Origin of the sequence: Paraburkholderia sp. BCC1884, assembly GCF_900996225.1 — a bacterium.
Classification (GTDB): Bacteria; Pseudomonadota; Gammaproteobacteria; order Burkholderiales; family Burkholderiaceae; genus Paraburkholderia.
In genome coordinates, this window is record NZ_CAAJGL010000068.1 from 981,240 (window position 1) to 1,007,629 (window position 26,390).

Genomic DNA, 26,390 nt, shown 5'->3' on the forward strand with positions numbered 1-26,390 from the left:
ACGGGGCGGCACACGAGCAGCGCCGGAGCGAGCAACTCCATGAACCGTGAGCTAATGCGATCGAAAAAGTCACTGCGACTGGGATTGAAGGCCAGCTTCGGCCACAATCCTAGCTGTTGCACGGTAATGACCCGTTAGTAGATCGATAGCGAGGTCGACGTTGCGGGCGAGTGCTGCGTCAACTAGGTCCTGGTGTTCGGCTTCTACGTTCCGTTCGGAGGCCGCGGGCGCTTGGGCTGTCCATATCCGGTAGAGGTCCGTGGACTGCATCAGGCTCGCAGCGATTTTCAGCATCGGTTCGCAGCCGCAGCCTGCAAGTAAGGCGGTGTGAAATCCCCAGTGGGTTATCCGCCACTCATTGTTGACGTGCGCACTCCCGATCTGGCGCCTCGGCGTTCGGACCATTCGGTGATGCGCCGCCAGTAGCTCGCCTTCCCACTTCAGATCTCCGCGTTCCAAAGACAGTTTCAGGGCAAGCGATTCTGTTGCGCATCGCAGTTCTGTCAGGTCGCGGAACTCCTGCAGCCGGAGTTCCGGTACGAAAAAGCCGCGATTTGTGCGTGCCTCCACCAGGCATTCGCCGACGAGGCGAGTGAGCCCTTCGCGGATGACGGTCGTGCTGGTGTCGTAGCGTTCCGCGAGGCTAGCCGGCGCCAGCCGTTCGCCAGGAGCCCACGTACCGTCGAGAATTGCATGACGAATCCTCTCCAGTACCGGGTAGGTGTCGGATTGCTCGGGCAGTTGGGTAGGGTTACTTGACATGGAAAGACTATATCACGTTCGAATAATATATTCTTAGCACAAAGTATAGTATTCAAGTATGATGCATTGTGTCGATGGGCCTCGCCGTGTCGGTCGACAAAAACGCTTAGCTGACTGCGGTATAGGCAAAAATAGGAGACAACGTGACCCTCGCTCTTTGTGCACTTTCGCACTCTCCGCTGTTCGGGATAAACGATCCGGGCGCTGCCACCATGGAGGAAGTTCGTGCGACGTTGGATCAGCTCAGATCTTTCGTGCGCGATTTTGATCCAGAGCTTGCGCTTGTGTTTGGCCCGGACCATTTCAATGGCGTTTTCTATGACATGATGCCGGCCTTTTGTATTGCCTCGGGTGCGGTGTCCGTTGGTGATTGGGGGACGGTTCCGGGGCCGCTGTCTGTGGATCGCGACGCAGCTCGAGGTTTGGTCCGAGCGGCGTTGGATGCCGGCATTGACGTTGCACAATCCGAACAACTGCAGGTGGATCACGGCATTACCCAGCCATTGGAATTCCTGTTCGGCAAAGACTCGCCTCAGGCTGTTGTTCCAGTGTTCATTAATGCGGTGGGACTACCGTTGGGCCCAATGCGGCGCGTACGCCTCCTGGGCGAGGCCTTAGGCCATGAGTTAATCTCGTCCGGAAAGCGGGTTTTGATTATCGGTTCAGGCGGCTTGTCGCACGATCCACCGGTGCCACGATTGAATGACGCCCCTCCAGATGTGGTGGCCCGTCTGATCAATGGTCGGAATCCGAGTGAGGAAGCACGTGCTGCGCGTCAACGCCGTGTAATCGACGCGGGAAAAGCGCATGCTGCCGGTGATACCACTTACCGTGCCATCAACCCGGAGTTCGACCAGTTGGTGCTCGACACGCTCGCCAGTGGGGAACTTTCCAAAATGGATGATTGGGCGAACGACTGGATTGAAGAGGCCGGCGGTCACTCGGGCCATGAAATTCGAGCTTGGCTGGCGGCGTTCGCAGCGCTGTCTACGGCGGGCTCCTACAGGGTCACGACTCGCGCCTATTGGCCGGTTGAGGAGTGGATGACCGGATTTGCCATGGTTAGTGCCATCAGCGAATAACATGGAGACAGCCCGATGAAACCTATCACCCCCGATATCCGTCAGGAAATTCAGGCCTTGATCGCCGAGCATGCATGGTTGCTGGACCATGGCGCATCGGACAAGCTCTACAACCTTTACTCCGTCAACGGTGAACTGCTAAATCTTCCGCCACGCGACCTGGTCGGTCGCGATGCAATTGAAGAATGGGGGCGTGAGCGAGTCAAACTGCCCAGAGTATCGCGCCACGTCGAAACAAACCATCGACTTTATTGGGACGGCGAGGTTTTGCGCGGCACGCTTTACGCCTCAGTTTATCGTAGCGAAGAAGCTCCCGCCATTGAAACGGCTCCTTTTATGGTGGGTGATTACGAAGACGAATATGTCCTTGAGGATGGCAAATGGCTGATACGGCGACGAGTCATCCGAAAGGCGTTTCGAGTCGCCAAATAACCATTTAGTTATACTGATTGGAGAAAGGTAAAATGAAAAAAAATACAGCGCGAGTCTATCGACTTGACGAAATGCCACTCACCGAGGTTCGGCCGGGGTTCGAAAGGACTGGCCTGCGCTCTCAGGGCGCAATACACACGGTGAACTGGTTCGAACCTGGTTACAAGAGTACAGGACGCCATGCCCATCCCTTCGATCAAATGAGCTATGTGTTGGCCGGCTCCATGCGCTTTTGGGTAGATGGTGAGGTGTTTGACATGCATGCCCCTAGCGTTCTCTATATCCCTGGCGGTTTGGAACATGGTGCTGAACCTCTAGGTGAAGAGCGAGTGCTGAATGTGGATGTCTTTGCTCCAGTGCGTGAAGATTATCTCCCTCTGTGCGAACACCAGGGGTTTGTTGAGTAACGATGCTTCGCCTTAGTCTCCGTGGTTTTTGACACACATTGCTAATTCGACCACCAAGCTGTAACGGCCACCTTTCAAATTGGATGGCTAATGCATATTCAATCCCATGGAAAACGATCAGGATACCCTAGCCGTCGAAGTCGCAGTAATAGGTGCCGGTCCAATCGGCCTGACCGCCGCGAACCTTCTTGCTGAGTACGGCATACGTACCATGTTGGTCGAGCGCAATCCAAATGTTGCGGACGAACCGAGGGCTATCAGCATCACCGATGAGTCACTGCGTGTGATGGATCAAATCGGCATATTGGATAAGCTCGAACCGGAGATGCTGCTGGACACCGGCACCCGGTATTTTGGGCGCAAAGGGCAATTGCTCGCGGAAGTACAACCGCGTGCGCCGCGGTTGGGTCACCCGGGCAAATCGAACTTCGATCAGCCCATATTAGCTCAACTATTGCTTGAGGCTGCAAAGTCGCGACCACTGCTTGATTTGCACTTCCATGCTGAGGCAAGCAACGTCGTTGATGTGGGTGGTGGCGTGGAATTCACTCTTGCGACGCCAGAAGGGCAACGGCGTGTCCAGGCAAAATGGCTCATCGCGTGCGATGGAGGTCGTAGTCCCATCAGAACTCAGCTCGGAATTCCATTAGAAGGATCGACGCAGGTTGAAAAGTGGATTGTAGTGGACGTTTTGAACACGCCGGGAGTACCCGAACGTATTTCTCAGTTCCATTGCAATGGCGTGAGGCCGTGCGTTGTCGTGCCCGGCGTGAAGGGCCGCTGTCGGTACGAGTTTATGTTGCTGCGCGAAGACGACGAAGCTCAAGCCGTAACTCCGGAATTCATCATCAAGCTGGTTCAGCCATACCAGCGCATCCAGCCTCGCGATATTCGCCGTGCCGCGGTATATACGGCGCAACAACGGGTCGCTCAGTCCTACCGACGTGGTCGCATCGTGCTCGCTGGCGACGCCGCGCACCTGATGCCGCCGTTTGCGGGACAAGGACTGAATGCGGGAGTGCGCGACGCTGCCAACATTGCATGGAAAATTGCAGCGTGCGTGAAGGGCGAAGCCGAGGAATCCCTGATTGATACCTATGCGATCGAGCGGCGCCCCCACGTAAGTGACATGGTGAGACTCTCCCACCGAATCGGACAGATAGTTATGAGCACGCAACCGCTTTTGACCGCGGCCCGTGATCACACGATTGCGGCGCTATCACTACTGCCTACGGCCAAGGAATGGGTCGTGGGGATGAGGTTCCTGAAGCAGCCCCACTTTACCAAAGGGTGTGTGGTTCCCCCATCGCCCGATCTTCCAGCAGCAGTGTCGGCCTTAGTTGGGCGTTCGCTGCCACAGCCGAAAGTAGTTTGTGGGGAGGGGCCGGTCGTTGGCCTGGACAAAGCCCTCGGCATTGGTTGGGCACTCCTTCGCTTCAAGACAGGACGCGAGATCGAGATTCTCCGTGGAATGCAGTCGCTCGGTGAGCGCGAATGCCAGACCGTCTTCGATTTCGACGATACTTTTGCCGGCCTGAGTGGTGGCGACTTCGTCTTGATCATAAGACCGGATCGGTATGTGGCAGCCGTGGCTCGAGAGCGCACTCTGAAGATCAGCGTTGATGCTCTAGCCCGCTTGGTGCCGGCGCTGAATAAAGGATTCTTCGCAGATGCAGGGCAAGCGTCTGTATCACTCGATGGATCGATGGCGTCAGGCTGATTGAGGTCGGCAGATTTTCCGTTGCACACGAAAGTCAGGTCTTATGCGGTTAGAGACTAATATTTACAATTTCGATTGGTAGAGCTAAATGAAACTTATAAGTTACAAAAAAGACGGCCGCGCTACTTTTGGCGCCGTCGTGAACGATGGCGTCATCGACCTTGGAAAAGCGCTCGCTGACAAGTACCCTGATTTGAAGGGGCTACTGGAGTCGGACGCCGTATCTGAAGCTCAAGGCGCATTGAAAGACAGGCTTCCTGACTATGCCCTTGCGGAAGTGGAGCTTCTTCCCGTCATACCTAATCCCGGGAAGATTTGGTGTGCAGGTCTGAACTACGGCGAACATGTACGGGAAACCGGCCGAGAGGTGACTGAAAAACCAGTGTACTTCTTGCGATTTGCGGATTCGCAGGTCGCCCATGGGCAGCCGATTCTCCGTCCACTCGAATCGGAGCGCCTGGATTTTGAAGGGGAGATCGCTGTCATTATTGGCAAGCAAGGTCGGCGCATCGCTGAAGCATCTGCCTGGGACCATGTCGCGGGGTACGCCTGCTACAACGACGGCTCTATTCGCGATTGGCAACTGCACACCAGTCAATGGGGGCCGGGTAAGAACTTCTTTCGGACAGGAGCTTTCGGTCCGTGGATGGTAACAGCAGATGAAATTCCACCCGATAGTACTTTGACAGTGGTCACACGTCTCAATGGGGAGGAGGTCCAGCGGGCAACTACAGCGATGTTGATTCACAGCATTCCTCGACTTATCGCATACGCGTCAACAGTGGCACCCCTATGCGCTGGCGACGTAATTGTGACCGGCACGCCGGGCGGTGTGGGCGCCAAGCGCAATCCGCCGCTTTGGATGAAGGAGGGAGACGTAGTGGAGGTAGAAGTCGAGCGTGTAGGTGTTCTGCGCAACCCTGTACGTAACGAAATTTCGTAAGAAGTTGGGACACGGACCGCACCAACGTGGCGCGCTGCGTGTCCCCTCAATCTTGTGGTCCCAATACCGATTGTTCGGTAACTAACGAATACTGAAGCATTTGTGCAATGAATCCGACCCAAACGCAACAGTGCATCATGATTACCGCCGCTGGTGGCCCGGACGTACTCAAACCTAGGACCGTGGCGGTTCCTTCGCCCTTGGACGACGAAGTCCTCATCCAAGTGCGAGCCGCGGGTGTCAACCGGCATGATTGCCATCAACGCCAGCGTGGCCCCACACCTGCTCACAGTGACATACCCGGGTTGGAAGTCTCAGGCGTTGTCGCCGCGGTCGGTAGGGATGTTCTCGATTTTCAGGTGGGACAAGACGTTTGCGCGCTTACCGATGGCGGCGGCTATGCTGAGTATGTCGTAGCCAAGGTCGGCCATGTCTTGCCAATGCCAGACCACATCGACCATCTGGCGGCTGCTGCCGTTCCGGAAGCAGCTTTCACGGTTTGGCATAACTTCTTCGGCGTAGCAAGGCTCGGGCCAGGCGAATCTGTGCTCCTGCACGGCGGAACAAGTGGCGTGGGGACATTCGCAATTCAACTGCTGTCACTGCTCGGTCATCCTGTTTATGCGACGTGCGGAACTCCGGAAAAAGTGGATTTTGCACTGGCTCTAGGCGCGAGTGGCGCCTTCAATTATCGCAGTGATGATTTTGTGGAAAGCGTCAAGGATCGAACAGGCGGCCGGGGAGTAGACGTAATTCTGGATATGTCGGGCGGCAAATATTCTGCGCGAAACATTGATGCGCTGGCGCGCCGTGGACGGCTTGTGCACCTCTCTCCGGGCAACGGTGCGAAGTTCGAAGGTAACCTCCGCGACATAATGTTGAAGGAAATTCACATCAGTGGATCTGCGTTAAGACCGTTGCCAGCGAACGAGAAGACCGCGATTGCGATGGATCTAAAACGCGTCGTTTTGCCACGCCTCTCGGATGGTACGCTTCGGCCGGTTCTGGATTTGGTACTACCGCTTTCGGCGGCCGCTACGGCACACTCAAGGATGGAAGCGGGTCTGCATATGGGGAAGATTTTGCTAGAGGTTGGGGCTCACTAGGAGTAGTGGAGGAGGGGCGGTTCGCGGGAGAAGCCGCATCCAATGTCGGCCCGACGCTTGAACACATTGGTCATGGGCATCCGCCTAGTCGGCACAACTTGAGGCAGTGTGTGGCACGGCGATGTATGGAGCGTAGGCGATTCGTAGTGAGCTTCATCCGGATAGCGATGGGTTTGTGCGGCAATTAGCTCGTCTCGATACGTCCGGGTCGATTGCTGGCGGCACCGAATGCACCATGCTTGGTCTGTTTGAGTAAAAGCGTTCGTCGCATAGTGGAATCAATATTCTAAAATTAACAGGAGACAGCCGGAATGGACATTCGTGAAGCCATAAAAATCAACGCGATGCGTTGGTATCAATTTGTAGTACTTATTATATGTATCCTTCTGACAATGATTGACGGATACGAAATAATTGTCATGCCGTTTGTAATGCCCCATCTAGCCAAAGCATGGAAACTCAGTCCTGTCGAAATTGGATACCTACTAAGCGCTAGCGTGGCGGGCATGGCCATCGGTGCGGTGATAGTCTCCCCATTGGCGGATCGAATAGGGCGTCGCCGACATATCTTACTATGTCTGGTACTCGTTACCGTCGGGATGCTGCTCACAAGCATGTCGAGAAGTATGGTCGAGCTACTCGTCTTCCGAGCCTTTGCTGGACTGTTTATCGGCGGAATTATCTCGAGTATTAACGTCCTGCTCTCGGAGTACTGTTCGGACAAGCGACGCGGCTTCATTATGGGTCTCTACGGTGTCGGCCTGCCGTTGGGATCGGCACTTGCTGGAAGCGCGGTAGGTCCGCTGGTAAGAGAGTACAGTTGGCGTGGACCCTTCGTATTCGGCGGCTTGCTAACACTAATCCTGTTGGTCATCGTATTTGCTTTTCTTCCCGAATCTATCGACTATCTGATTGCGCGCCGGCCAAAGCGGGCATTAGAGAAATACAACAGGATTGCCGACCGGCTATGCTATCCGCACGCGACTGTGCTTCCTAATGCCGAGACCTCGACAGGCGGACACTCGATCGCTACTACGTTGCAGTCGATTTTCGGTAGCACAATGGGCTGCCGTACTTCATATCTGTGGCTTGGATATGCCGGTTTGATCGCGGCATTCTATTTTGCCAACACATGGACCGCTAAGTTAATTGCAGACGCCAGTGGAGTTCCCGAATTTGGCATTCGCGTCGGTGCATTGGTAATGTATGGGGGCGTCATAGGAGCGGTGGTATTCGCCCTGCTATCACTCAAACTACGTCCGGTTGTGGTTACCGCGCTCATCTTGTTTGGTGGTGCTGTGACCTATTCACTATACGCTTCGAATTTCCGAAACACCGGGCTCGCGGTTCCGTTATCGGTGCTGGTCGGACTCTTCTCCGGTGGCGGAGTGGTGGCGTTCTATGCGATCAGTCCGGCAATCTATCCTGCGATAGTGCGGAGCACGGCAGTTGGGTTGATGCTCGGGTTCGGTCGAACCGTCGCCGTGGCCGTCCCGATCGGGACGGGTTATTTGTTGAGGCTCGGTTGGACCCCATCGACGTTGTATCAAGGGTTCGGCGGAATATTAGCCGCAGCCGCCGTCTTCGCTCTCCTACTCGACCGAACTCGTAGCGAACCAGAAGGCAATGCCGGCACGTATGAGCCAACTCAAAAGCGGGTGTGACGAGTCGATTCCATTTTCCTGCTAAAGAGAAAAAATTTAAAACTAGTCAGTAAGCAGATTCGATAAAAAAGACTGCAGGATTTGATTCGTTTCTTCAATCTTTAATTGATACCCGGTTGAGGCGGGAAGTATTTTGGAACTTGTGAGTTTCGGATTATATTTTAATAAAAATAATAGTTTGGAGTATTGAATTATATCAGTAGATATTCGTCAACAAAAGGAGGAGATATGAAGAGGACGTATGCGTTGTCGGGATTGGCTCTGGTTGCCGCTACTGCTCAGGCGCAGAGCAGTGTGACGTTGTACGGCATCGTGGATACAGGCGTGGCTTTCTATAACCATGCCGCAAACGGCGGTTCTTTCGTAGGTGTACCGGCTCTCACTGGAGAGCTGCCAAGCCGTGTTGGTTTGCGGGGCACCGAAGATCTCGGTGGCGGCCTCAAAGGGGTGTTTAACCTTGAAAGTGGATTTGCACCGGGTACCGGGCAACTAGCGTATGGTGGACGGTTATGGGGGCGTACCGCAAACATCGGATTGAGCACGCCTTACGGGACTGTGACCTTGGGACGACAGTTCAATATGACGTACTACTCGGTCGCTTTTGCCGACGTCATCGGACCAACGCTTATGTCGATGCCCAACTTTGATCCATATTTGGCTGTGGTGAGGAGCGACAACTCAATCGCATATAGTGGTAAATTCGGTGGACTGACAGCTGGCGCAACTTATAGCTTCGGGCGAGATGCGGCGGGACCAGCTGGACCATCGGCGACTAATTGCGGTGGACAGGTGCCGGGCAACTATCTCGCATGTAAGCAGTTCACTGGAATGCTCTCATACGAGACCGGCAGTTACGGTGTCGTTGGGTCCTATGACCAGATGCGTGGTGGGAACGGAGCGGCGGCGCCGCTGACGAGCAGTGCTTATACTGACACGCGTACGGTCGTCGCCGGATACTATGCGTTTAGCTTGGGCAAGCTTGGTCTCGGCTGGATTCATCGCAACGTGGACGCGGCGGCATCATTGCGAACCGATATTTACTTCGGAGGTATCGAATATTTTCCCGTGCCTCAGTGGGAATTTGACGCCCAAGTTTCACACTACATCCAGCACGGAAACTCAAACGCGACACTCACGACGACGAAAATCAATTACTTGCTATCGAAATCTACGTTTCTCTACGCGTTGGCTGGTTACATGATAAACAGTAAAAAGAGCGCGGTGTCTGTTGCTGCGGGGGGGACGGCAGAGCTAGGCATCAACCAAACTGGGGTTATGTTGGGTATTCAGCATCGGTTCTGATAGCGGACGCTGATATATACCTTGACCTTGCCTTGAGTGCCGGATCGGTGACGAAATTGGATGCCAAATCGTCACCATTTCCTTGTTGCCCGATACGAGAAGTGTTGGGGTGACACGTCGGGCTCGGTTATTCCCGCTGTTAGCGCGCAACATTCTGGGACCGAACAACAGCTTATCAGGCTGACGCAGCAAGACGAAGCAGGTAGGTAGGAGAAACGAACGCACGCGCGACGACGAAAAGAGAGGGACGCGGGTGCGAGAACGCAGTACATCGCGAATTGGAAAGCAAGGCACAAATTCTCGCTATCCGAAGCGCAGTCGCAATTTGTCCACTGTCACTCCGTCTAAATCCCAAGTGACTGTATGTGTGACGACTTCTCGCTATCGGGCCCTCGGCTTCCGCCATCGCATACAGTTTGAAACGGGGGCACTATGCAACCAGTGCAAAACCAGCAATAAGCGCATCGATGAAGTAAATTATTGCGTCGATAATGGTCGACATCATCTCTGATTTGGAGGTGCGAAATGTCAGCCAGTGAAACCACGATCGAACTTCCGTCGCGCGCATCGCTGGCGATCCCGAGCCTCGCGCCGCGAGGAGACGCAGGCCGAATACTTGACGCCACTCTTCGCGTCATCTAGTCGCAAGGGGTTCCGGCGTACGGTGCAATGCGCTGAAATTTCAGATGTTCGTGCTTTTTTGTGATCATCGTGCAAATCCTAAAACCATCTACGTTCATCGAAAGATAACATCTCCCTTCTTGACGCCTTGCTTGGATGAGACGAGGCCTAAGTCTACTAGGAAGTGCGTCAAGCCTAACTCTTGATGCGCGCCAATGTTTTTCTGCGAGAGATCCATGCTAAAACGCAACGTTTCGACTCGCCGGACTGGGCGGCGTGGTACCGATCCGTGGCAGATGTCGCGAGCGTTCGGCTTGCGGAATGCATGCAGACATTCGGCTAGTCTCTCGCGAAGTCTGCACACGCATTCGAGTTGCCTTCCATCCTCTATGACATGCGCGATGGGTCTCAGCAGAATTTTAACCAGCTGTCACCCTCACTCCGTTTAATCTCAGCAAGGGAAATCGCAATGAGTACAACCGAAGTCAAGGTCCCGCAGCTTTCTGAGTCCGTTTCGGAAGCCACTCTACACTGGAAAAAGAAAACCGGGGAGGCTGTGGAAGAAGGCGAAGTGCTGGCTGACCTTGAAACTGACAAAGTTGTTCTGGAGGTTCCAGCGACCACTGGCGGGATAGTGGCATCGCTTACGAGGAGCGACGGCGATACTGTACACACGGGCGAGGTCATCGCGACGATCAGTGCAGTCGAAAACGCTAACGTTCGGGCCGCGACGGCAATTGCAAAACTTGATCCGGGCACGAATCAGCAGACTGCCGCAACCAACTTCGATGTCGTTGTCATCGGATCGGGACCTGGCGGTTACATCGCGGCCATTCGTGCCGCGCAGCTTGGCAAGACAGTTGCGTGTGTTGAAGGGTGGAGAAATCCTGAAGGCAAGTTAAAGCTTGGGGGTACGTGTTTAAACATTGGATGCATTCCATCGAAGGCCTTGCTGGCGTCATCCGAAACATTCGAAAGCACGCTCCATCATCTACGCGACCATGGCATCGGCGTCGAAAAAGTGACACTGGATTTGCCGAAGATGATTGCACGAAAAAACCACATCGTTGAGAAAATTACCGGTGGGGTGGAATTTCTATTTCGTAAGAACAAAGTTTCATGGCTGAAAGGCCATGGAAAATTTGTCGGTCGCTCGGGAGAGGCCACACGAATTGAGGTAGCCGGTGAAGCTGGCTCTAGGGCCTATACCGCGAAGAGCGTCATTATTGCAACCGGGTCGAAAGCTCGGCATCTGCCGAATGTCCCCGTTGATGGGCGGATTGTCTCCGACAATGAAGGTGCACTTTCATTCGACACGGTCCCAAGAAAACTGGCTGTCATCGGTGCCGGTGTTATCGGCCTTGAGCTTGGTTCAGTTTGGCGCCGGCTGGGAGCTGAAGTCACAATCCTTGAGGCACTGCCTGACTTCCTCAGCGCTGCAGATGCTTCACTTTCGAAGGAGGCGTGGAAGCTACTCAAAAAACAGGGCCTCTCAATTCATCTCGGCGTGCGGATCGATCGGGTCCAAGTCATGGCTAATGGCGTGGAGATCTCCTATACGGATGATGACGGTAAGGCTCAGACACTTGAGGCCGACAGGCTGATAGTGTCAATCGGACGAGTACCCAATACGGACAATCTCGACCTCGGCGCAATCGGACTGAAGGTTGACGAACGCGGGTTCATCCCCGTGGATGATCATTGCGTGACTGCCGTTCCCAACGTGTACGCGATTGGGGACGTGGTGCGCGGGCCGATGCTTGCTCATAAGGCGGAAGACGAAGGCGTGATGGTGGCGGAAATCATCGATGGGCAGAAGCCGCATGTCGACTACAACTGTATCCCGTGGGTCATATACACCGACCCTGAAATCGCGTGGGTGGGCAAGACCGAGCAGAGACTGAAGTCGGAAGGTCGTGCTATCAAGATCGGCCAATTTCCCATGATGGTTAACGGCCGTGCATTGGGGCTGGGAAAAACCGACGGGTTCGTAAAGATGATTGCCGATGCTGAGACTGACGAGATTTTGGGCGTTCACATTATTTCCACCAACGCGTCTGATCTGATCGCGGAAGCTGTAGTGGCGATGGAATTCAAGGCAGCTTCTGAAGATATTGGAATGATCAGCCATCCCCACCCGTCGTTATCTGAAGTCGTTCGCGAAGCGGCATTGGCAGTGCAAAGGCGAGCACTGAATATGTAGTTAACGGAAAGTACGTAATAGTTGCTGTTGCCTGCGGGTTTGTATTGGTTTAGAAAGGAGCAGCGATGTCTAAGAAGGAAGTAGCGATGTCTAAGAAAGAAGTTAGACCCCACGTTAATATTGGTATTAGCCATAGTGACCGCGAGGATATCGCAGCGGGGCTTTCACGGCTTCTCGCGGATACCTATACGCTGTACCTAAAGACCCACAACTTTCATTGGAACGTCACGGGTCCGATGTTCATCACCCTTCACCTCATGTTCGAGGCGCAATATAACGAACTGTCGCTCGCGGTCGATGCGATCGCGGAGCGCGTCCGTGCTCTGGGTGTCTACGCGCCAGGTAGCTATAAGGCTTTTGCCAAACTATCTTCAATAGCAGACGCGGATGGCGTGCCCACGGCAGGCGAGATGATTCGTCAATTGGTGGAAGGACAGGAGGCAGTGGTACGTACCGCGCGCGAAATCTTCCCATTGACGGACGCTGCGAACGACGAACCCACTGCCGATTTACTGACTCAGCGCATGCGAACGCACGAAAAGACGGCATGGATGCTGCGTTCAATGCTGGAATAGATGTTGTCGACGTCCTCCCCACACTTTGAGGAATTGTCATAGACTCAGGAGCCGCGAGGGCGTGAAGAGCATCTGAACTTTGCCACCGGGTTACACCCCCGAGTAATGCCAGACGGTCTAGACGTCTGGTTTTCGGCGGCTGGTGAAGCGCCTGTCAGAGCCGCGACATACATTGCATTGACGAACGGATTGACGCGGTGCTAAGTTCCTATAGCAGCTATACTGCAGCGTTCAAACCGAAACATCAAATAGCACGATGGGAAAGATTGTCGATGGCGAAGCGAGCGAACGACTCATTATCTGGATTCGTCGGCGCATGAAGGATCTCGGCATCACGATCGACGATCTTGCTGCCTCAATCGAGCATGACTTGGCTCATTTGCCGATTTTTCGCGATGCATGGGGTAACGAATGGGATGGCCGTGGCGACATGCCGGACTGGCTGAAAACGGCAAAAAACGCGGGGGTTAGCCCTGACTTTTTCCGAGTGACTGCTTCAGAGTCACGTTCGCATCCGCCGCGGGAGACGGCACGAAGCGTCACGCTTCGGCTTGACTTTTCAGCTGACGGCATCAAGACCGACTGACTCGGCCGATAGATAACAAAAAAAGTGCCTCAAACGAATAACCGGATTTGCGATTCTTCTGTGGACGACTGCTTTCGCAAATCGATCGCGGGTGGCGGTGAGAACGTGCTCGCTCACGGTTAATGATTGGCACGTTATCAAATAGGAGGGTTGCCGACGGGGCGCGTTCGAGCGAAGGGCGCGGGCACGTCTAAACCGTCTGTTGCGATCTGAAAACTCGCCTGCTGCTTCCAATTAAATAGAAAGGGCTATGGCAATTGTCCACGACCTATCTATACAGCTAGCGCATTGAGCTGGCGCACTCGTCACTCCCGCTCTACGTCAATCCCGTAGGCTTAGGTCGGGGAGCACATCAAGAAGGTTGGTTGACTGTCGAACCCGCAGAAATCTACGCTGCACAGCTGCGCATGGCGCAAGCATCAATCTTATAAATCATCTTCGTCGAGGGCGGGCGCAGTGCGATTTTGACAAGTCCGGATGCAATGTCGTTCGCAAATGAAAACGCCTCGCACGAGTCGCTGCCAGACTACATGCACTCTTTTAACCCATAGATCCTCTTGTACGCAGCGTATCGAGGGTTGGCGCCTCGATTCAGACTTACAACAGCCAGAGGTAGTTTAACTCTCACAATCGACGCTTCGCGACGAGGGCGCGTTCTCAAGCGACAGGCGAGATGGGACGCAAACTGGACACGGAAGCAGGAATTCATCGCACGGGCAGCGACCACCCGATCGGGTGTAGTTTAAGGCGAACGAGTTTGATTTTGGTCGCTGGCACCTTATTGACATAACTGGGACGTGCGTTTGCGGCAGCACTGTTTTCGCGCTGTGACAATTGGTCAAGCGACTCGTCGCAAATTTCTTAAGTAGACGGTTCCCGGGGCAATTCTGCGCACTCTTTAAAGAAGACCAAAACATGATGAAACTTTACTGTCACCCGCGTTCGGGTCACTCGCACCGCGCACGCCTCTTTCTCTCCTTACTCGGCGAGCCCCATGAAATTGTCGAAGTCGACCTGAAAAATGGAAAGCAAAAGTCCCCCGAATTTCTCAAGCTCAATCCTTTTGGCCAAGTGCCGGTGCTTGTTGACGGAGACACGGTGATTGCAGACTCGAACTCAATTCTTGTTTATCTTGCAAAGAAGCTGAAAAAGACGGACTGGCTCCCGGAAGAGGCAGAGGCGGCGGCGCGAGTCCAGCGCTGGTTGTCAGTTGCCGCAGGGGAAATTGCGTATGGTCCGGCAGCCGCTCGGCAGGTCGCTCTTTTGGGAGCTCCCTTCAACGCCATCGAAGTCATCGGGCGGGCTCATCGTGTACTTAAACAGATTGACAACGATCTCCAGACACGGGACTACATCACAGGCAAGACAATGACGATCGCGGATGTTGCGCTCTACAGTTACATCGCACGCGCACCGGAAGGGAACGTTGATCTAAGCTCGTATACCAGGATCAGTGAATGGTTGCGTCGGATTGAAGCTTTGCCGGGATATGTTGAGTTTCAGAAGACTCCTGTAAGTCTGACGGCCAACGCGAACTGATTGGTTACGATAGCTGTCGGCTCTCTCGAGGTGCAGGAAATGAGTGAACGTTCTATTAACACCGATGCTTCGCCCTGGCACAAAGGCGAGGTAGAGATGCAGCGGACAGTAGGAGTTGCTGAACGAATGCTTGCCCTCGGGCGGCGTGTAGTGCGAACCTACATGCCCGACCAACACAGAGAATTTTTTGCTCAACTCCCATTCCTCGTCGTTGGGACGGTAGACCACGAGGGAGACCCGTGGGCCGCGCTGATACCCGGGGTCCCGGGTTTTTTGAATACGCCCACCGAAACGACGTTGCGACTGCGTGCCAACCTGGATCCGCATGATCCTATATTTCCGGGATTACATGTCGGGGCTGCTGTTGGACTTCTAGGAATCGAGCTGACTACGCGAAGGCGCAATCGGTTGAACGGTGTGTTGACCGAGGCGTCTCCGGATGGGTTTGTACTGCAAGTCAGGCAGAGCTTTGGAAATTGTCCTCAGTACATTCAGCTACGAGACTACGAGTTCGTCCGAAAGCCGGGATCGTTTTCTTCTGCCGACATAGTTGAGTCACGCCACCTGACGGCGACCGCTCGAAACATAATTCGTGGCGCAGACACGTTTTTCGTGGCCTCCTACATCAATGATGAGGTCGATACCCGTCAGGTGGACGTGTCGCACCGAGGTGGCAATGCCGGGTTCGTCAGAATCGGGGAGGATGGGACACTGACCATCCCTGAGTTCGCTGGCAATCTGTTTTTTGCGACGCTGGGCAACTTCCTCGTGAATCCTCGCGGTGGACTGATATTCATTGACTTCGAGAGTGGCGACGTTTTGCAACTGACTGGGCGAGCGCGCGTCGACCTGACCTCTCCGGAAATCAATGCGTTTCGAGGCTCAGAAAGGCAATGGCACTTTATGCCGAGTCGAATCATCTTCAGGAAAGGTGCGCTACCGCTGCGATGGAAATTTGAAACCAATGGATGGTCACCGAATTCGCTTATGACTGGTAGCTGGGACGACGCAGAGCGCAGGCTGAAGGCAGCGGCGCTAGCCGACACATGGCGCCCACTAAAGGTCACGAAAATTGTCGACGAGAGCAGGCTCATTCGCTCCTTTGTTCTCGAGCCTGCGGACGGTGCGGGGTTGATAGTCCCCCTCGCAGGGCAGCATCTGCCTATCCGCGTGAAACCGCCCGGCTATGACACGGATGTTTTCCGCACCTATACGCTTTCCTCAGGCCCCGCTGACCCGGTTTATCGGATCAGCGTCAAGAAAGAAGGCTTGGTGTCGAGCTTCCTTCACGATCATATTCGGGAAGGCGATGCCATTGATGCGCGCTCGCCGTCGGGAAAATTTACGCTTGATGCGCTTGAAAGGCGTCCAGCGGTGCTCCTGGCGGCTGGAGTCGGCGTGACACCGATGCTCGCGATGTTGCGACATATCGTCTTTGAGGGATTGCGTACGCGGCGGGTTCGGCCAACCTGGTTTTTCCTATCGGCGCGATCTCTGCAGGAGCGAGCTTTCGAGAAGGAGATTGTCAAATTGGCCGAGGCCTCGGATGGTGCTGTAGAAGTCATCAGGCTGCTCACTGACACGACGAATGCCGAGCGGGGTAAGAATTTCGACGAGGAGGGGAGGATCAATATTTCGTTGCTCAGCCGGAAGCTGCCGTTGAATGACTACGACTTTTATATGTGCGGGCCGACCGGATTCATGCAGTCGATTTACGACGGGTTGCGTGACATAAATGTCGCTGATGATCGAATCCATGCCGAGTCATTCGGACCATCTTCTCTCAAACGGCGGCTAGACAAAGCGCAGACGAAGGGGCCTGTGAGGGAGCCGGCGACCATCACAACACCCGTGGCATTTGTCAAATCGGGAAAGGAAGCCCGCTGGAACCCCGATGAGGACAGCCTTCTTGAGTTGGCCGAATCGCGCGGACTTTCGCCAGAATTCGGATGCCGCTCTGGAAGTTGCGGATCGTGTCGAACTCGGATCGTTGAGGGGGAAGTAGCTTATCGCAGCCAGCCTGAATTTGATGTAGACGAAGGCGAAGCTCTCATATGCTGCGCGGTACCAGCTAGCGAAGCCACTGGAGGTGGTGACCGGCTTCTGCTCGATCTTTGAGACACGATACATGTAACGCTTTATGAGTTCGCACTCTGACGCTGTGTACTCAAGTTCCACGAGATCTATCTATGGCACGGCTGGAACAGGTGGGGTCGTCCGGGTGAAATAGTGTACCTAACATCGCCAACCAGACGGTTTTCCACGCCAACGTTAGGATTGTGAGATTAGATGCTGCAAAGAGCACGATGGACAGATAGTGAACGAATCCGGTTTGACCCTGCATACGCATCGCCATTGTTGGCAAGGCGGCGACACCGAAACTGAACGCCCAGTACGATGGCGTGAAGATTTGTCTGCGAATCCACGGCAACAACCTGAGAAGCAGAAGGACTTGATAAAGACCGTATCCCAGCAGTGCGTAGGCAAATAGGTCGGGCACGCCGTTGTTCAGATTGAGATATGCCCCACCCCCAACGACCGACGGAGCGAGCTGAAGGCCCAGAAGTGGGCGTATGCATGCTGGGGTGGACGGGTTGGTGGCAGCACAATGCATAATCATCGATTCATTTGCAATCCAGAAAAACATTCCCGCACCGAAGAGGATGGCGGCAAGTTGAGGCCATCCGAATTGAGCCGCACAACTAGCTCCAACGAAAGTCGGAGCAACTACGGGCAGATAGACCGCAGTCGTTATGACTCGAGAATCCATCCCACCTTTCCAGATGCGACCTTGCAACATGAGCCCCAACGCCAAGTGAACCAAGGTCGCAAGCACATAGATGGTCACAGCTAATCGCGGCGCGTGCGGGTAGATAATGCCTGCAGAGAGTAGGCTGGACACAGGGAGCAGAGATGCAAAGGGCGCCTTGATTGGGTCCTCAAGTTCAAAGAGTGCGATCTTGCTATCGACCACCCACTTATATCCGTAAGCCAGCATCAATGTCAGCCAGACCGCCAAACCCAAGGCGGCAAGTGCATCGAATACAGCGATGGGAAGGTGCCAAGACCGTGAGGCGACGCGCCAAGCGTTAGCGGTGGCCAATATTCCGACGGCGATCCCGAAAAAGGACACCGGGATAGTTCGCGTCCGACGCTGATTGTTGTTGGTCGTAACTCTCACCTGATTCATATGTGTGATGCTTTCACCGTATCCATAGGCGGTGGAGTCTGCCGCGATAAACGCGCACGACCTTTTGAGGCCGGACCATTCATCACAAAACCGACAAGTAGGTGAAAGGTCGCATCTTCACCGAATTCATGAACCGCGAGAGATAGTTTGCGTAATCGCGATGAAGTTAGGTCGCAGGTGACCCTATACCCCTGCGAGGGTTGGGTAACCGCACGACAGCCAAATTTCCGGTCGCCCGTATAGGAGAGGGGGTGGCGAGATACCATGCTCGGCACAGCCAAGCCGGAGACAGTCTATTAGAGAGGATCATACTGTCCGTACTTGTCGCTGAAGCCATTTATCCGCCTTGGATTCTCTCCCCGAAAAACAGACGGACGCCTCTTTCCTCACTTACCCACACGATCCACAACCCAACACATGTATTCTGCGCCTTAGAACTGAGTCTGAATGTCCGTAAGTTACGGCATTGTTTGAATTGCATTTCACGCACAAATAGTGCTGGCCAATGCGGCGGGTGCTTTGCGCGCCAATTTTTTAGGTTTGCAAGTCCGAGTTGGGCGTCGGCAATTGTCTTGACATGACGGCCTTGCTGCTTGACGCTATCTACCGAGCCGTCCGCTGGACGAACGGCCCGCTTCCAATCAGAGAAAGATAGACTGCTGGTGTCCTGGGAGGATCGCTGCGATCGCTTTGAGCCTAACCTGATCTTAGGGCTAGTGCGCAACTAGTTTCCTGCGATTGCATACGTTCGTGAGACCGGTTTTGGGCCTTCTTGCGTTCTCAAATATAGGCAACGTCGGTCATCATACCGGCCGCCATGTGATAGTCGTTATGACAATGCAAGAGCCACTGGCCTGGATTGTCTGCATCGAAGGCGATCGTCACCTTTGTCATTGGGGGCACGAGGATAGTGTCTCGCATGGCACCGGGGAACGCTTTTCCATTAAAAGCAATCACTTGAAAATGGTGGCCGTGCAGGTGCATCGGATGGGACATCATCGTCATATTGTGGAAAGTAATTGCGACTCGCTGACCGGCCCGTACTTTCACCGTGTCCCGTTCGGGCCATTGCTTTCCGTTGATTGACCATGAGTACGGATGCATTGAACCCTTCAGCATGAGGGTATGTGACGCATCGACTGGTCGATCTGCCAAAGGAGTCAGAGCCGATAACTGCATTTCCTGCTGGAAGGCTACCGGACCAGCCGAGCGGGAGGCCTTATTGGGAAGCTTATTTACCTTCGCTCCGGTGCTGGCAAGGATAACGCCGGTCTGATCCCGCTCGCCCTCCCGAACCGCGACGATTGGCCATACGCCGCTTCCTTTGGGAAGTTCAACGATGATGTCAATTCTTTGAGCCATCGCCAATCCAAATCGGCTCCCAAGGAGCGGTTTAACAGCATCACCATCAACCGCAACGACCGTGCCTCGCAAAGATCCCAAGTCGACATGAAAGTTAGTGGAAGCGGCACCATTGATAACCCGCAAGCGCACTCTGCCGCCGTGTTCCACACGGATGATGTCAGGATCGCTCAGGGTGCGGTTATTGGCGAGATATGCATCGAAGTTTACGTCGTTGAAATCCATTCGGCCGTTGGGCGACTGGGACGACATATCCATTGGCTTCATTTCGCTCATGCCGGGCATGGCTGACTGGCTCGCATTGTCGCTTTGACCGGACTGGTTTAACTCTTGCAACGAGGCCATCACTGCGTTCGGATCGCGGAAAAGAAAATCCTCGAGGAAGACTGTTACCTCCTGAGTGTCCGAGCGCACTTCATCGTTTGTGCGCACGATCAAGGGGGCGGCAAGGAGATCTTGTGCCTGAAAGCCGACATGCGAGTGCATCCAGTGAGTTCCAGGGCGCGCAGGAAAGTTATAAATTCGCTGCTCGCCGCTACCTAGTGCCGCAATTCCAAACTGGTCCACACCATCCTGATTCGATGGTGGTGTCTGACCATGCCAGTGGACAATGGTCGGTTCGTTTAACCCATTAATCAAAGCTACAGAAAACGACTCGCCGGGGTTGAGGAAGACGCCTCGAGTACCGTCGGCTTGCGCCAATGAATAAGCATTAGCTGAGCGGCCATTTACTTCAATGTCGCGTCGGTCGACGAGTAGACGATACTTCGTGTCACTGCCATTTGTGGCCAGGTTTGGTACCAACGTACCTGCGTTCGATGAGATATCACGAGTCAACCCGGCCATTGCAATCGCAAATGACGTTGTAATGAATTCCCGGCGAGATAAAGGCATCCAAATTCTCCTACGGTATTAAAATTGGGGATGTTTCGCTTCGTTGTATTGATCACGCCAGGTGGGGTTCCCTGCGACGTCTCTGCCGTGCGGAGCCAGCCCCGTCTTCACAATTCGAAGTCAGGAAAAGTCGAGAACCCTCGACCCGGAACTCCGGCGGGCGATGATATGTCGAACTCCACGCACCGAACTGTGAACGTAACGGGTAAAAAGCGGTGTTTCCCGGACGGACCTGTCTTCATGCACCGAACTGCAACGATGATAGCGATCCGGACGTGCAACATCTTTCTATTTGAATCCCGATTTTTGTTATCGCACGCTGACATTCTGATTCCTATGGGCAAAAGGCTGTCGGGGTGTCAGGGCGCAGCGTAACGGTCACGCATGACTGCGGTATCCGAACCGGCAGCGGCATGATTTGCCTTTGCCCCCCAGCAAGAACTGCAAGCGTCCCCTCCCACAATGGCCCGCGAACTCGGGCGATTGGCTGGCTGGGCCGGCGTCCCCGGCCCAATGACGTACCGGTCCGCGTACATCAGCAAGGATGAGATCTCATACCGGGCGGTTTCGGGCGCTCGCTCGCAATGTGTATCTCCTTCGAAGTCCCCTGTTATAAACGCGCTGTAGAGGTCTCGATGCACATGCACAACATGCGACGCGAATGCCAAATTGCGTGCCTGTGACGTCGCTCGCGCCACGCTGATTGGCTAGAAAAATGCGGCCCTACATGTGAATAGTTTCGCCACGCGTGTGATTGCAACTTGACGACGCGTTTCGTGAGGAACCGGTACGCTCTGGCATTCCTGAGGTAACGTCTTTTCTCACTTAGCGGAGCACAGCATGGGTAAGCAGACAATTGCGGATTATCTGGCCACAACGTTGGCGGCGGCTGGCATCGAACGAATCTGGGGCGTAACGGGCGACAGCCTGAATGGAGTGTCGGATAGCTTGCGCCGGCTCGGTTCAATTCGCTGGATGCATACGCGCCACGAAGAGGTGGCGGCCTTTGCCGCCGGAGCCGAGGCGGCCGCCACCGGCAAGCTCGCCGTCTGCGCGGGCAGTTGCGGTCCTGGAAACTTGCATCTGATCAATGGCCTGTACGACTGCCATCGCAATCATCAACCTGTGCTCGCCATCGCAGCACACATTCCTTCCTCAGAGATCGGCCTCGGTTACTTTCAGGAAACCCATCCGCAAGAGTTGTTCAAGGAGTGCAGCCATTATGTCGAGATGGTGACGAATCCATCGCAGTTTCCGCGCGTGCTGGCGCGCGCGATGCGCACCGCAATCGAAGAACGTGGCGTCTCGGTGATCGTGCTGCCTGGCGACGTTGCACTTGGCGAGGCGTCCGACGAAACGCCGGCGTGGGCAGGCACGCTGGAACGCTCTATGGTGATGCCCTCCGGCGCGGATCTCGACCGGCTTGCCGATATGCTCAATCAGGCCGGCGCCGTGACGCTGCTGTGCGGCAGCGGCTGCGCCGGCGCGCATGACGAAGTGGTCGCCTTCGCCGATCAACTCGGCGCGCCTACCGTGCATGCATTACGCGGCAAACAACACGTGGAATGGGGCAACCCGTTCGACGTCGGCATGACGGGGCTGATCGGCTTCAGTTCCGGCTATCACGCGATGATGTCGTGCGACACGCTCGTGATGCTCGGTACCGATTTCCCGTATCGCAACTTTTATCCGACGCACGGCAACGTGGTGCAGATCGATCGCCGCGGCTCCGCGCTCGGTAGGCGCGCACCGTTGAAGCTGGGTCTCGTGGGCGACGTCAAGGCGACCTTGCAGGCGCTGTTGCCGATGATCGAGCGCAAGACCGACCGGCGCTTCCTCGACAACGCCCGCAAGCACTACGCCGATACGCGCAAGGATCTTGACGATCTCGCGCGGCCGTCCATTCCGGGCCGCGCGATTCATCCGCAATACCTGACCAGCATCATCGACAAAGTCGCGAACGAAGACGCCGTATTCGCCGCCGACGTCGGCACGCCAACACTCTGGGCCGCGCGTTATCTGACGATGAACGGTAAGCGCACGCTACACGGCTCGTTCAATCACGGCTCGATGGCCAACGCGATGCCACAGGCACTGGGCGCGCAGGCCGCGGATCCCGGGCGTCAGGTGATTTCGCTGTCGGGCGACGGCGGCCTGTCGATGCTGCTCGGCGATCTGCTTAGCGCGCGCCAGCTGAATCTGCCGATCAAGGTGGTTGTGTTCAACAACAGCACGCTCGGATTCGTCGCGATGGAAATGAAGGCGGGCGGCTACCTTGAAAGCGGCACCAATCTGGCCGCCACTGACTTCGCGGCGATAGCGCGTGGCGCGGGCATCTACGGCGTGAGGATAGAATTGTCGGAGAACATCGAGCCGGCGTTGCGCGAGGCGTTCGCGCACCCGGGACCCGCGGTGATCGACGTGGTGACGGCGACGCACGAACTCGCTTTGCCGCCGAAGATTCAGTGGGCGCAGGCGAAGGGATTCAGTTTGTATATGCTGCGGGCAGTACTCAATGGACACGGCGATGAGGTAGTCGAGCTGGCGAATACGAATCTGCGCTGAAACAGTTAAGGCAGGGACGAGCGTGACGCCGGGGAGGCTGTGCTGTAAGTGCAGATGCAAACGCGATCGTCGATTCAGGCGTGAGGGCGGTTCAAGTCGCACATGCGCCTGAACTTAATAACTGATGCGTCGCTTGATGCCGTCGGCGTAACCTTCGCGCCCGTGGACCGGTTGCGGAGGGCCGCAGATCGGACGAGAATGTTTGGCCCTTTGTCGTCATATTTTTTACTTTGTTGGAAAAGAACGCGGAGTCGTGACACGACTGTCCAAAAATTACCGTTAGCGGCACAAGAGAAGCGACCGTTGATGACTGGATGGTCCGTTACCGGAGTTGCGTCACAGCACACAGAATCTATCTATAAGGACCGCCTTGTACGGCAGATAATTCGCAAAGTTGAGCACGTCTGCATTCTGTATTCCGAAAGCCTTAGCGAGATCGGCCGTCCGAAGGCGGGCGAGGGAAGGCGTCACGCGATATTGCTTGCCTATGAAAGCTATGCTGCCCGGAAAGGATGTCGCAAACCTGCCGTCGTAAGCAGCCTTCTAGCGAAAGCGGCATCTACGTTGTTTGGACTAACAAAGTGACCGACCATTTGCAGTCGCAGGTACATCTTTCAAAGCAAGTGTCGGGATGGAAGCCAACCCTCGTCTAGTCAGCGATAAGCTCGTGATTGCCCGCGCTTATTGTTGTTGGCGACTGAGTGCTGTAGGTCATTCCGCCGGGAACATCAGACTCGAGCACCGAGACTCGAACCGGACTGCATTGTTTATCTGCGACCGTTCACTCGTATTCAAAAAATACGATTTGGCGATGAATTTAAGATTGCAGAAAATGCTAGCTTTGACTGACGAAATGTAATTGAGAAATGTTTCACTCGACGCGGCCAAAAGAGGTGGAGCATGTCGGACAGTAGACCGGAACAGTCACCATTAATAGCCCCGTTTCGAGCCCCTGGGCGGTCTGTGCAGATAGTCAAAGGATTTGGTGTACATGGGCTGTATGTTCATCCTTCGACGTCATCTTCTCAATAGAAATTGGCGAATGCGCGTGCCCGCCTATTTCTCAATGTCAATGTCGAGATCAGACAATTCTGTGGGGTGCACCAATGCTGTCGCAATGTCGGCTATTCGTCTCAACACGGCGCGCCTTGGTGCGTCAAGTTGGAAGCCGCAGTTAATGCGAACGTAGTCGCGAAATTTGCCCATTGGCGAAAACATCGGCCCCGGCGCGATTCTTATCCCCTCGCTGGAGGCACACATCGCCAGCTCCGTTGCGGAACGACTGTCTGGGAGCCTCACCCATAAGAGATAGCCGCCGTCAGGAAGTCTGGCACTTGTCCCGCTGGGAAACTGCTCCTGAATATAGGCCAACGTTTCGAGGACCTGTGCTTTGGCGCGTCGGCGAAAACGTCGCAAATGATGTTGGTATCCACCACCTTGCAAAAAATCTCCCAAGGCACGCTGGACCACTAGGGGAGGTGTGGCACTCGTATTGCCTTTTATCGACACGATCGACTGATGGTAACGTCCGCCAGCAACCCACCCCAGTCTTGTGCCAGGCATCAGCGTTTTGGAGGTTGAACTGCACAATACAACATTACCGGTGCGATCGTAGGATTTAGCAGCCCTTTGCGTGGAATTGAAATGTAAATCGTTAAACGTCGCATCTTCGATTAGAGGAATCGAAAGCGTGTCCAACAGATCAACGAGCCTCTGTTTGCCGTCTTCGCTCATGCTTGTACCGCTTGGATTGCTGACGGTCGGTGCGAGTATGCACGCAGCTATCTTGCCATTGCGCGCTAGGTTGATAACCATGTTCAGTGCCTCAAGAGGGGCCGACAAAAACGGGATGGCAAGCGGTATTAGCTGAAGTTGAGCGATGGTCGACAAATAACCAAAGTAAGTCGGCGAATCGACTAGGACTGTGTCGCCCGGACTTGTCAACGCCCGAAGAGCCAGTGAAAGCGCTTCGACGCATCCGTTTGTCACGAGGATGGAGTTGTCGTCGACGTGACAGTTCCAAGTCGCTGCGTGAGCGGCAAGGGCGAGCCGCAGCGACGCCGAGCCTAAAGTGCTGGACGGCCTAGACAAAATCCCGTTGTCGTGACGCACCGCTGTCGAAATATGTCGAGCGAGGGCGTTCGTCGGGAATAGCGAATCGCAGCATACTGCCGCGCCAAACGAAGTTGACGGCGAGTGCTCCTGTCGGTTTTGAGAGGCATGTGAATCCTGTGGGTCATCCTGGCCTACTTCGGCGCGATTATTTTCTCGGGGCGCTTTCCCGCCCATCGAAGCCCGCACGAAGTAGCCGCGTTTCGGTCTGCTTTCGATAATCTGTAAGTCTTCGAGCCGTCGATAAGCGGCCAGTGCTGTTGTCACGCTTACTGAATAGGCCAAGCCTAGTTGGCGAACTGAGAGGAGGCGTTGGCCAGGCACCCATAGCCCTTTTCTTATTTCGGAATGGAGGCGATTCGCCAACCATACATAACGGGCAGTCGGAGTTGAATTCATACCAGTGATTGCATTTTCACGTCAGGCAACGTGGTTTGTGTTGCGAACTTCCGCATGCTCTGCAAGCCGTTCCGCGCGTCGCAAACCATACTCCGCTCGCGTGCGAGGTTTGCGATAGCGCACAGTCGGAGAACTCACGCTGCCCCCGGCTCGCGAGATCATCTGACCTTTGCTCACTGATGCCCTTCGCGCGGCAGCCATCGTAAGCGAGAAAAATTTCTCATCGTTCCAACCTAAAGGCGACTGCAGAAAAAATTCATGAGCAAATTTCATTGGTAGTTGATGTATGCATCTGAATGGGATAAATTTTTTAATTGACATGGAGTATTTCCGTTCTTTTTAATCCCATGCTTTCTTGTATTAAGATTCAGATTTGGCAGTAGTTATGTAGTGACAACAATGATCTCCACCACGGTGGCTGAAATGACCGGGGCAGTAAGATATGCCTCCGTTATTAGACTTTCTTGGATTCTCGCGAATAGCCGTTGGGCAAGTGCGATATGCAGCAGTGAAAGCTTTCCGACAGATCTTTCTCAAGTGGCATCGGCGTTTTCAGATTGCCGTGATCCCTATCACCCGACGACGCTCTCAGTGCGACGGTTGTGTTGCGGTCCGGATGGCGCATCACAGAGTGAATTGGTTTGCTCGACCGCGAAATCTGACAGAAGGTGCATCAACCGCGTTTGTTTCGACCTCAGGCTTCTTGCTGCGTGGTCTGTATTTGAGTAACATCATGTGCGTCCATACAATTGGCGGATTGTATTGATGTGATACGCAGCAACTAGGATCTACCTCCTCAAACGAAGAACCATGTCTTCGCGTGCAATACTGCGGGGGATATCTTTCCAAAGGTAACTTCTGCGGTTTCAGTCTACGTGGAGTCTCACCTGCGCGCCAATAAGCAATTCGACACGCGCCATAACTCA

The 26,390-nt window shown here is 54.6% G+C and carries 18 protein-coding genes; 14 read left to right on the forward strand and 4 right to left on the reverse strand.

What is annotated here, in order from left to right:
- Window positions 1-69: 69 nt before the first annotated feature.
- Window positions 70-762 (reverse strand): GntR family transcriptional regulator, encoded by a 693-nt coding sequence (locus FQ705_RS11325; protein WP_144140791.1) that lies wholly within the window; start codon window positions 760-762, stop codon window positions 70-72.
- A 143-nt stretch (window positions 763-905) separates the two neighbouring features.
- Here FQ705_RS11325 and FQ705_RS11330 point away from each other — a divergent pair, with 143 nt between their 5' ends.
- The 13 genes from FQ705_RS11330 (at window position 906) to FQ705_RS11390 (ending at window position 17,060) form a co-directional block, all read left to right on the forward strand.
- Entirely contained in the window at window positions 906-1,844 is a 939-nt protein-coding gene (locus FQ705_RS11330) for a 3-carboxyethylcatechol 2,3-dioxygenase (protein WP_144140793.1), read from the forward strand.
- Between the two features lie 15 nt (window positions 1,845-1,859).
- Window positions 1,860-2,276 (forward strand): nuclear transport factor 2 family protein, encoded by a 417-nt coding sequence (locus FQ705_RS11335; protein ID WP_144140796.1) that lies wholly within the window; start codon window positions 1,860-1,862, stop codon window positions 2,274-2,276.
- A 32-nt stretch (window positions 2,277-2,308) separates the two neighbouring features.
- On the forward strand, window positions 2,309-2,683 hold the full coding sequence (locus FQ705_RS11340; RefSeq protein ID WP_144140798.1) for a cupin domain-containing protein: 375 nt from the start codon (window positions 2,309-2,311) through the stop codon (window positions 2,681-2,683).
- A gap of 106 nt (window positions 2,684-2,789) precedes the next feature.
- A complete protein-coding gene (locus FQ705_RS11345) occupies window positions 2,790-4,403 on the forward strand; it encodes an FAD-dependent monooxygenase (protein ID WP_144140800.1) in 1,614 nt (537 codons plus the stop codon).
- A gap of 88 nt (window positions 4,404-4,491) precedes the next feature.
- Window positions 4,492-5,346: a fumarylacetoacetate hydrolase family protein gene (locus FQ705_RS11350; protein WP_144140802.1), complete on the forward strand. Its 855-nt coding sequence runs from the start codon at window positions 4,492-4,494 to the stop codon at window positions 5,344-5,346.
- 107 nt (window positions 5,347-5,453) lie between these two features.
- Window positions 5,454-6,452, forward strand: a complete 999-nt coding sequence (locus FQ705_RS11355; RefSeq protein ID WP_144140803.1) for an NAD(P)H-quinone oxidoreductase — start codon at window positions 5,454-5,456, stop codon at window positions 6,450-6,452.
- 311 nt (window positions 6,453-6,763) lie between these two features.
- Window positions 6,764-8,116 carry an MFS transporter gene (locus FQ705_RS11360; protein WP_144140805.1) on the forward strand — a complete coding sequence of 451 codons (1,353 nt, stop codon included), beginning with the start codon at window positions 6,764-6,766 and terminating at the stop codon, window positions 8,114-8,116.
- A 228-nt stretch (window positions 8,117-8,344) separates the two neighbouring features.
- The gene (locus FQ705_RS11365) at window positions 8,345-9,418 is read left to right on the forward strand and encodes a porin (RefSeq protein ID WP_144140807.1); all 1,074 of its coding nucleotides are present in this window, start codon (window positions 8,345-8,347) and stop codon (window positions 9,416-9,418) included.
- 1,090 nt (window positions 9,419-10,508) lie between these two features.
- Window positions 10,509-12,242, forward strand: a complete 1,734-nt coding sequence (gene lpdA / locus FQ705_RS11370) for a dihydrolipoyl dehydrogenase (protein ID WP_144140809.1) — start codon at window positions 10,509-10,511, stop codon at window positions 12,240-12,242.
- 86 nt (window positions 12,243-12,328) lie between these two features.
- Complete coding sequence (locus FQ705_RS11375; protein ID WP_144142333.1) at window positions 12,329-12,817, forward strand: Dps family protein; 489 nt, start codon at window positions 12,329-12,331, stop codon at window positions 12,815-12,817.
- Between the two features lie 256 nt (window positions 12,818-13,073).
- Window positions 13,074-13,403 carry an H-NS family nucleoid-associated regulatory protein gene (locus tag FQ705_RS11380; protein WP_144140811.1) on the forward strand — a complete coding sequence of 110 codons (330 nt, stop codon included), beginning with the start codon at window positions 13,074-13,076 and terminating at the stop codon, window positions 13,401-13,403.
- A gap of 918 nt (window positions 13,404-14,321) precedes the next feature.
- A complete protein-coding gene (locus FQ705_RS11385) occupies window positions 14,322-14,942 on the forward strand; it encodes a glutathione S-transferase family protein (protein WP_144142335.1) in 621 nt (206 codons plus the stop codon).
- A 39-nt stretch (window positions 14,943-14,981) separates the two neighbouring features.
- Window positions 14,982-17,060, forward strand: coding sequence for a pyridoxamine 5'-phosphate oxidase family protein (locus FQ705_RS11390; protein WP_144140813.1), 2,079 nt, complete (start codon window positions 14,982-14,984; stop codon window positions 17,058-17,060).
- A 49-nt stretch (window positions 17,061-17,109) separates the two neighbouring features.
- On the opposite strand, the gene FQ705_RS11395 is transcribed toward FQ705_RS11390, so the two are convergent.
- Together FQ705_RS11395 and FQ705_RS11400 are read right to left on the reverse strand one after the other, a co-directional pair.
- Complete coding sequence (locus FQ705_RS11395; RefSeq protein WP_144140815.1) at window positions 17,110-18,132, reverse strand: dicarboxylate transporter/tellurite-resistance protein TehA; 1,023 nt, start codon at window positions 18,130-18,132, stop codon at window positions 17,110-17,112.
- A 780-nt stretch (window positions 18,133-18,912) separates the two neighbouring features.
- Complete coding sequence (locus FQ705_RS11400) at window positions 18,913-20,388, reverse strand: multicopper oxidase family protein (protein ID WP_144140817.1); 1,476 nt, start codon at window positions 20,386-20,388, stop codon at window positions 18,913-18,915.
- Between the two features lie 840 nt (window positions 20,389-21,228).
- Between FQ705_RS11400 and poxB the strand changes: the two genes are divergently transcribed.
- A complete protein-coding gene (gene poxB, locus FQ705_RS11405) occupies window positions 21,229-22,953 on the forward strand; it encodes a ubiquinone-dependent pyruvate dehydrogenase (protein WP_144140819.1) in 1,725 nt (574 codons plus the stop codon).
- A 1,056-nt stretch (window positions 22,954-24,009) separates the two neighbouring features.
- Here the strand turns inward: poxB and FQ705_RS11410 are convergent.
- Complete coding sequence (locus FQ705_RS11410) at window positions 24,010-25,464, reverse strand: PLP-dependent aminotransferase family protein (protein WP_144140821.1); 1,455 nt, start codon at window positions 25,462-25,464, stop codon at window positions 24,010-24,012.
- Between the last annotated feature and the right edge of the window lie 926 nt (window positions 25,465-26,390).

Bases quoted from the DNA above. Each gene is read 5' to 3' on its own strand.
- FQ705_RS11345 (WP_144140800.1), top strand. From the start codon at position 2,790: ATGGAAAACGATCAGGATACCCTAGCCGTCGAAGTCGCAGTAATAGGT.
- poxB (WP_144140819.1), top strand. From the start codon at position 21,229: ATGGGTAAGCAGACAATTGCGGATTATCTGGCCACAACGTTGGCGGCG.
- FQ705_RS11325 (WP_144140791.1), bottom strand. From the start codon at position 762: ATGTCAAGTAACCCTACCCAACTGCCCGAGCAATCCGACACCTACCCG.
- FQ705_RS11350 (WP_144140802.1), top strand. From the start codon at position 4,492: ATGAAACTTATAAGTTACAAAAAAGACGGCCGCGCTACTTTTGGCGCC.
- FQ705_RS11355 (WP_144140803.1), top strand. From the start codon at position 5,454: ATGAATCCGACCCAAACGCAACAGTGCATCATGATTACCGCCGCTGGT.
- FQ705_RS11380 (WP_144140811.1), top strand. From the start codon at position 13,074: ATGGGAAAGATTGTCGATGGCGAAGCGAGCGAACGACTCATTATCTGG.
- FQ705_RS11365 (WP_144140807.1), top strand. From the start codon at position 8,345: ATGAAGAGGACGTATGCGTTGTCGGGATTGGCTCTGGTTGCCGCTACT.
- lpdA (WP_144140809.1), top strand. From the start codon at position 10,509: ATGAGTACAACCGAAGTCAAGGTCCCGCAGCTTTCTGAGTCCGTTTCG.
- FQ705_RS11400 (WP_144140817.1), bottom strand. From the start codon at position 20,388: ATGCCTTTATCTCGCCGGGAATTCATTACAACGTCATTTGCGATTGCA.
- FQ705_RS11340 (WP_144140798.1), top strand. From the start codon at position 2,309: ATGAAAAAAAATACAGCGCGAGTCTATCGACTTGACGAAATGCCACTC.
- FQ705_RS11390 (WP_144140813.1), top strand. From the start codon at position 14,982: ATGAGTGAACGTTCTATTAACACCGATGCTTCGCCCTGGCACAAAGGC.
- FQ705_RS11335 (WP_144140796.1), top strand. From the start codon at position 1,860: ATGAAACCTATCACCCCCGATATCCGTCAGGAAATTCAGGCCTTGATC.
- FQ705_RS11395 (WP_144140815.1), bottom strand. From the start codon at position 18,132: ATGAATCAGGTGAGAGTTACGACCAACAACAATCAGCGTCGGACGCGA.
- FQ705_RS11360 (WP_144140805.1), top strand. From the start codon at position 6,764: ATGGACATTCGTGAAGCCATAAAAATCAACGCGATGCGTTGGTATCAA.
- FQ705_RS11375 (WP_144142333.1), top strand. From the start codon at position 12,329: ATGTCTAAGAAAGAAGTTAGACCCCACGTTAATATTGGTATTAGCCAT.
- FQ705_RS11410 (WP_144140821.1), bottom strand. From the start codon at position 25,464: ATGAATTCAACTCCGACTGCCCGTTATGTATGGTTGGCGAATCGCCTC.
- FQ705_RS11385 (WP_144142335.1), top strand. From the start codon at position 14,322: ATGAAACTTTACTGTCACCCGCGTTCGGGTCACTCGCACCGCGCACGC.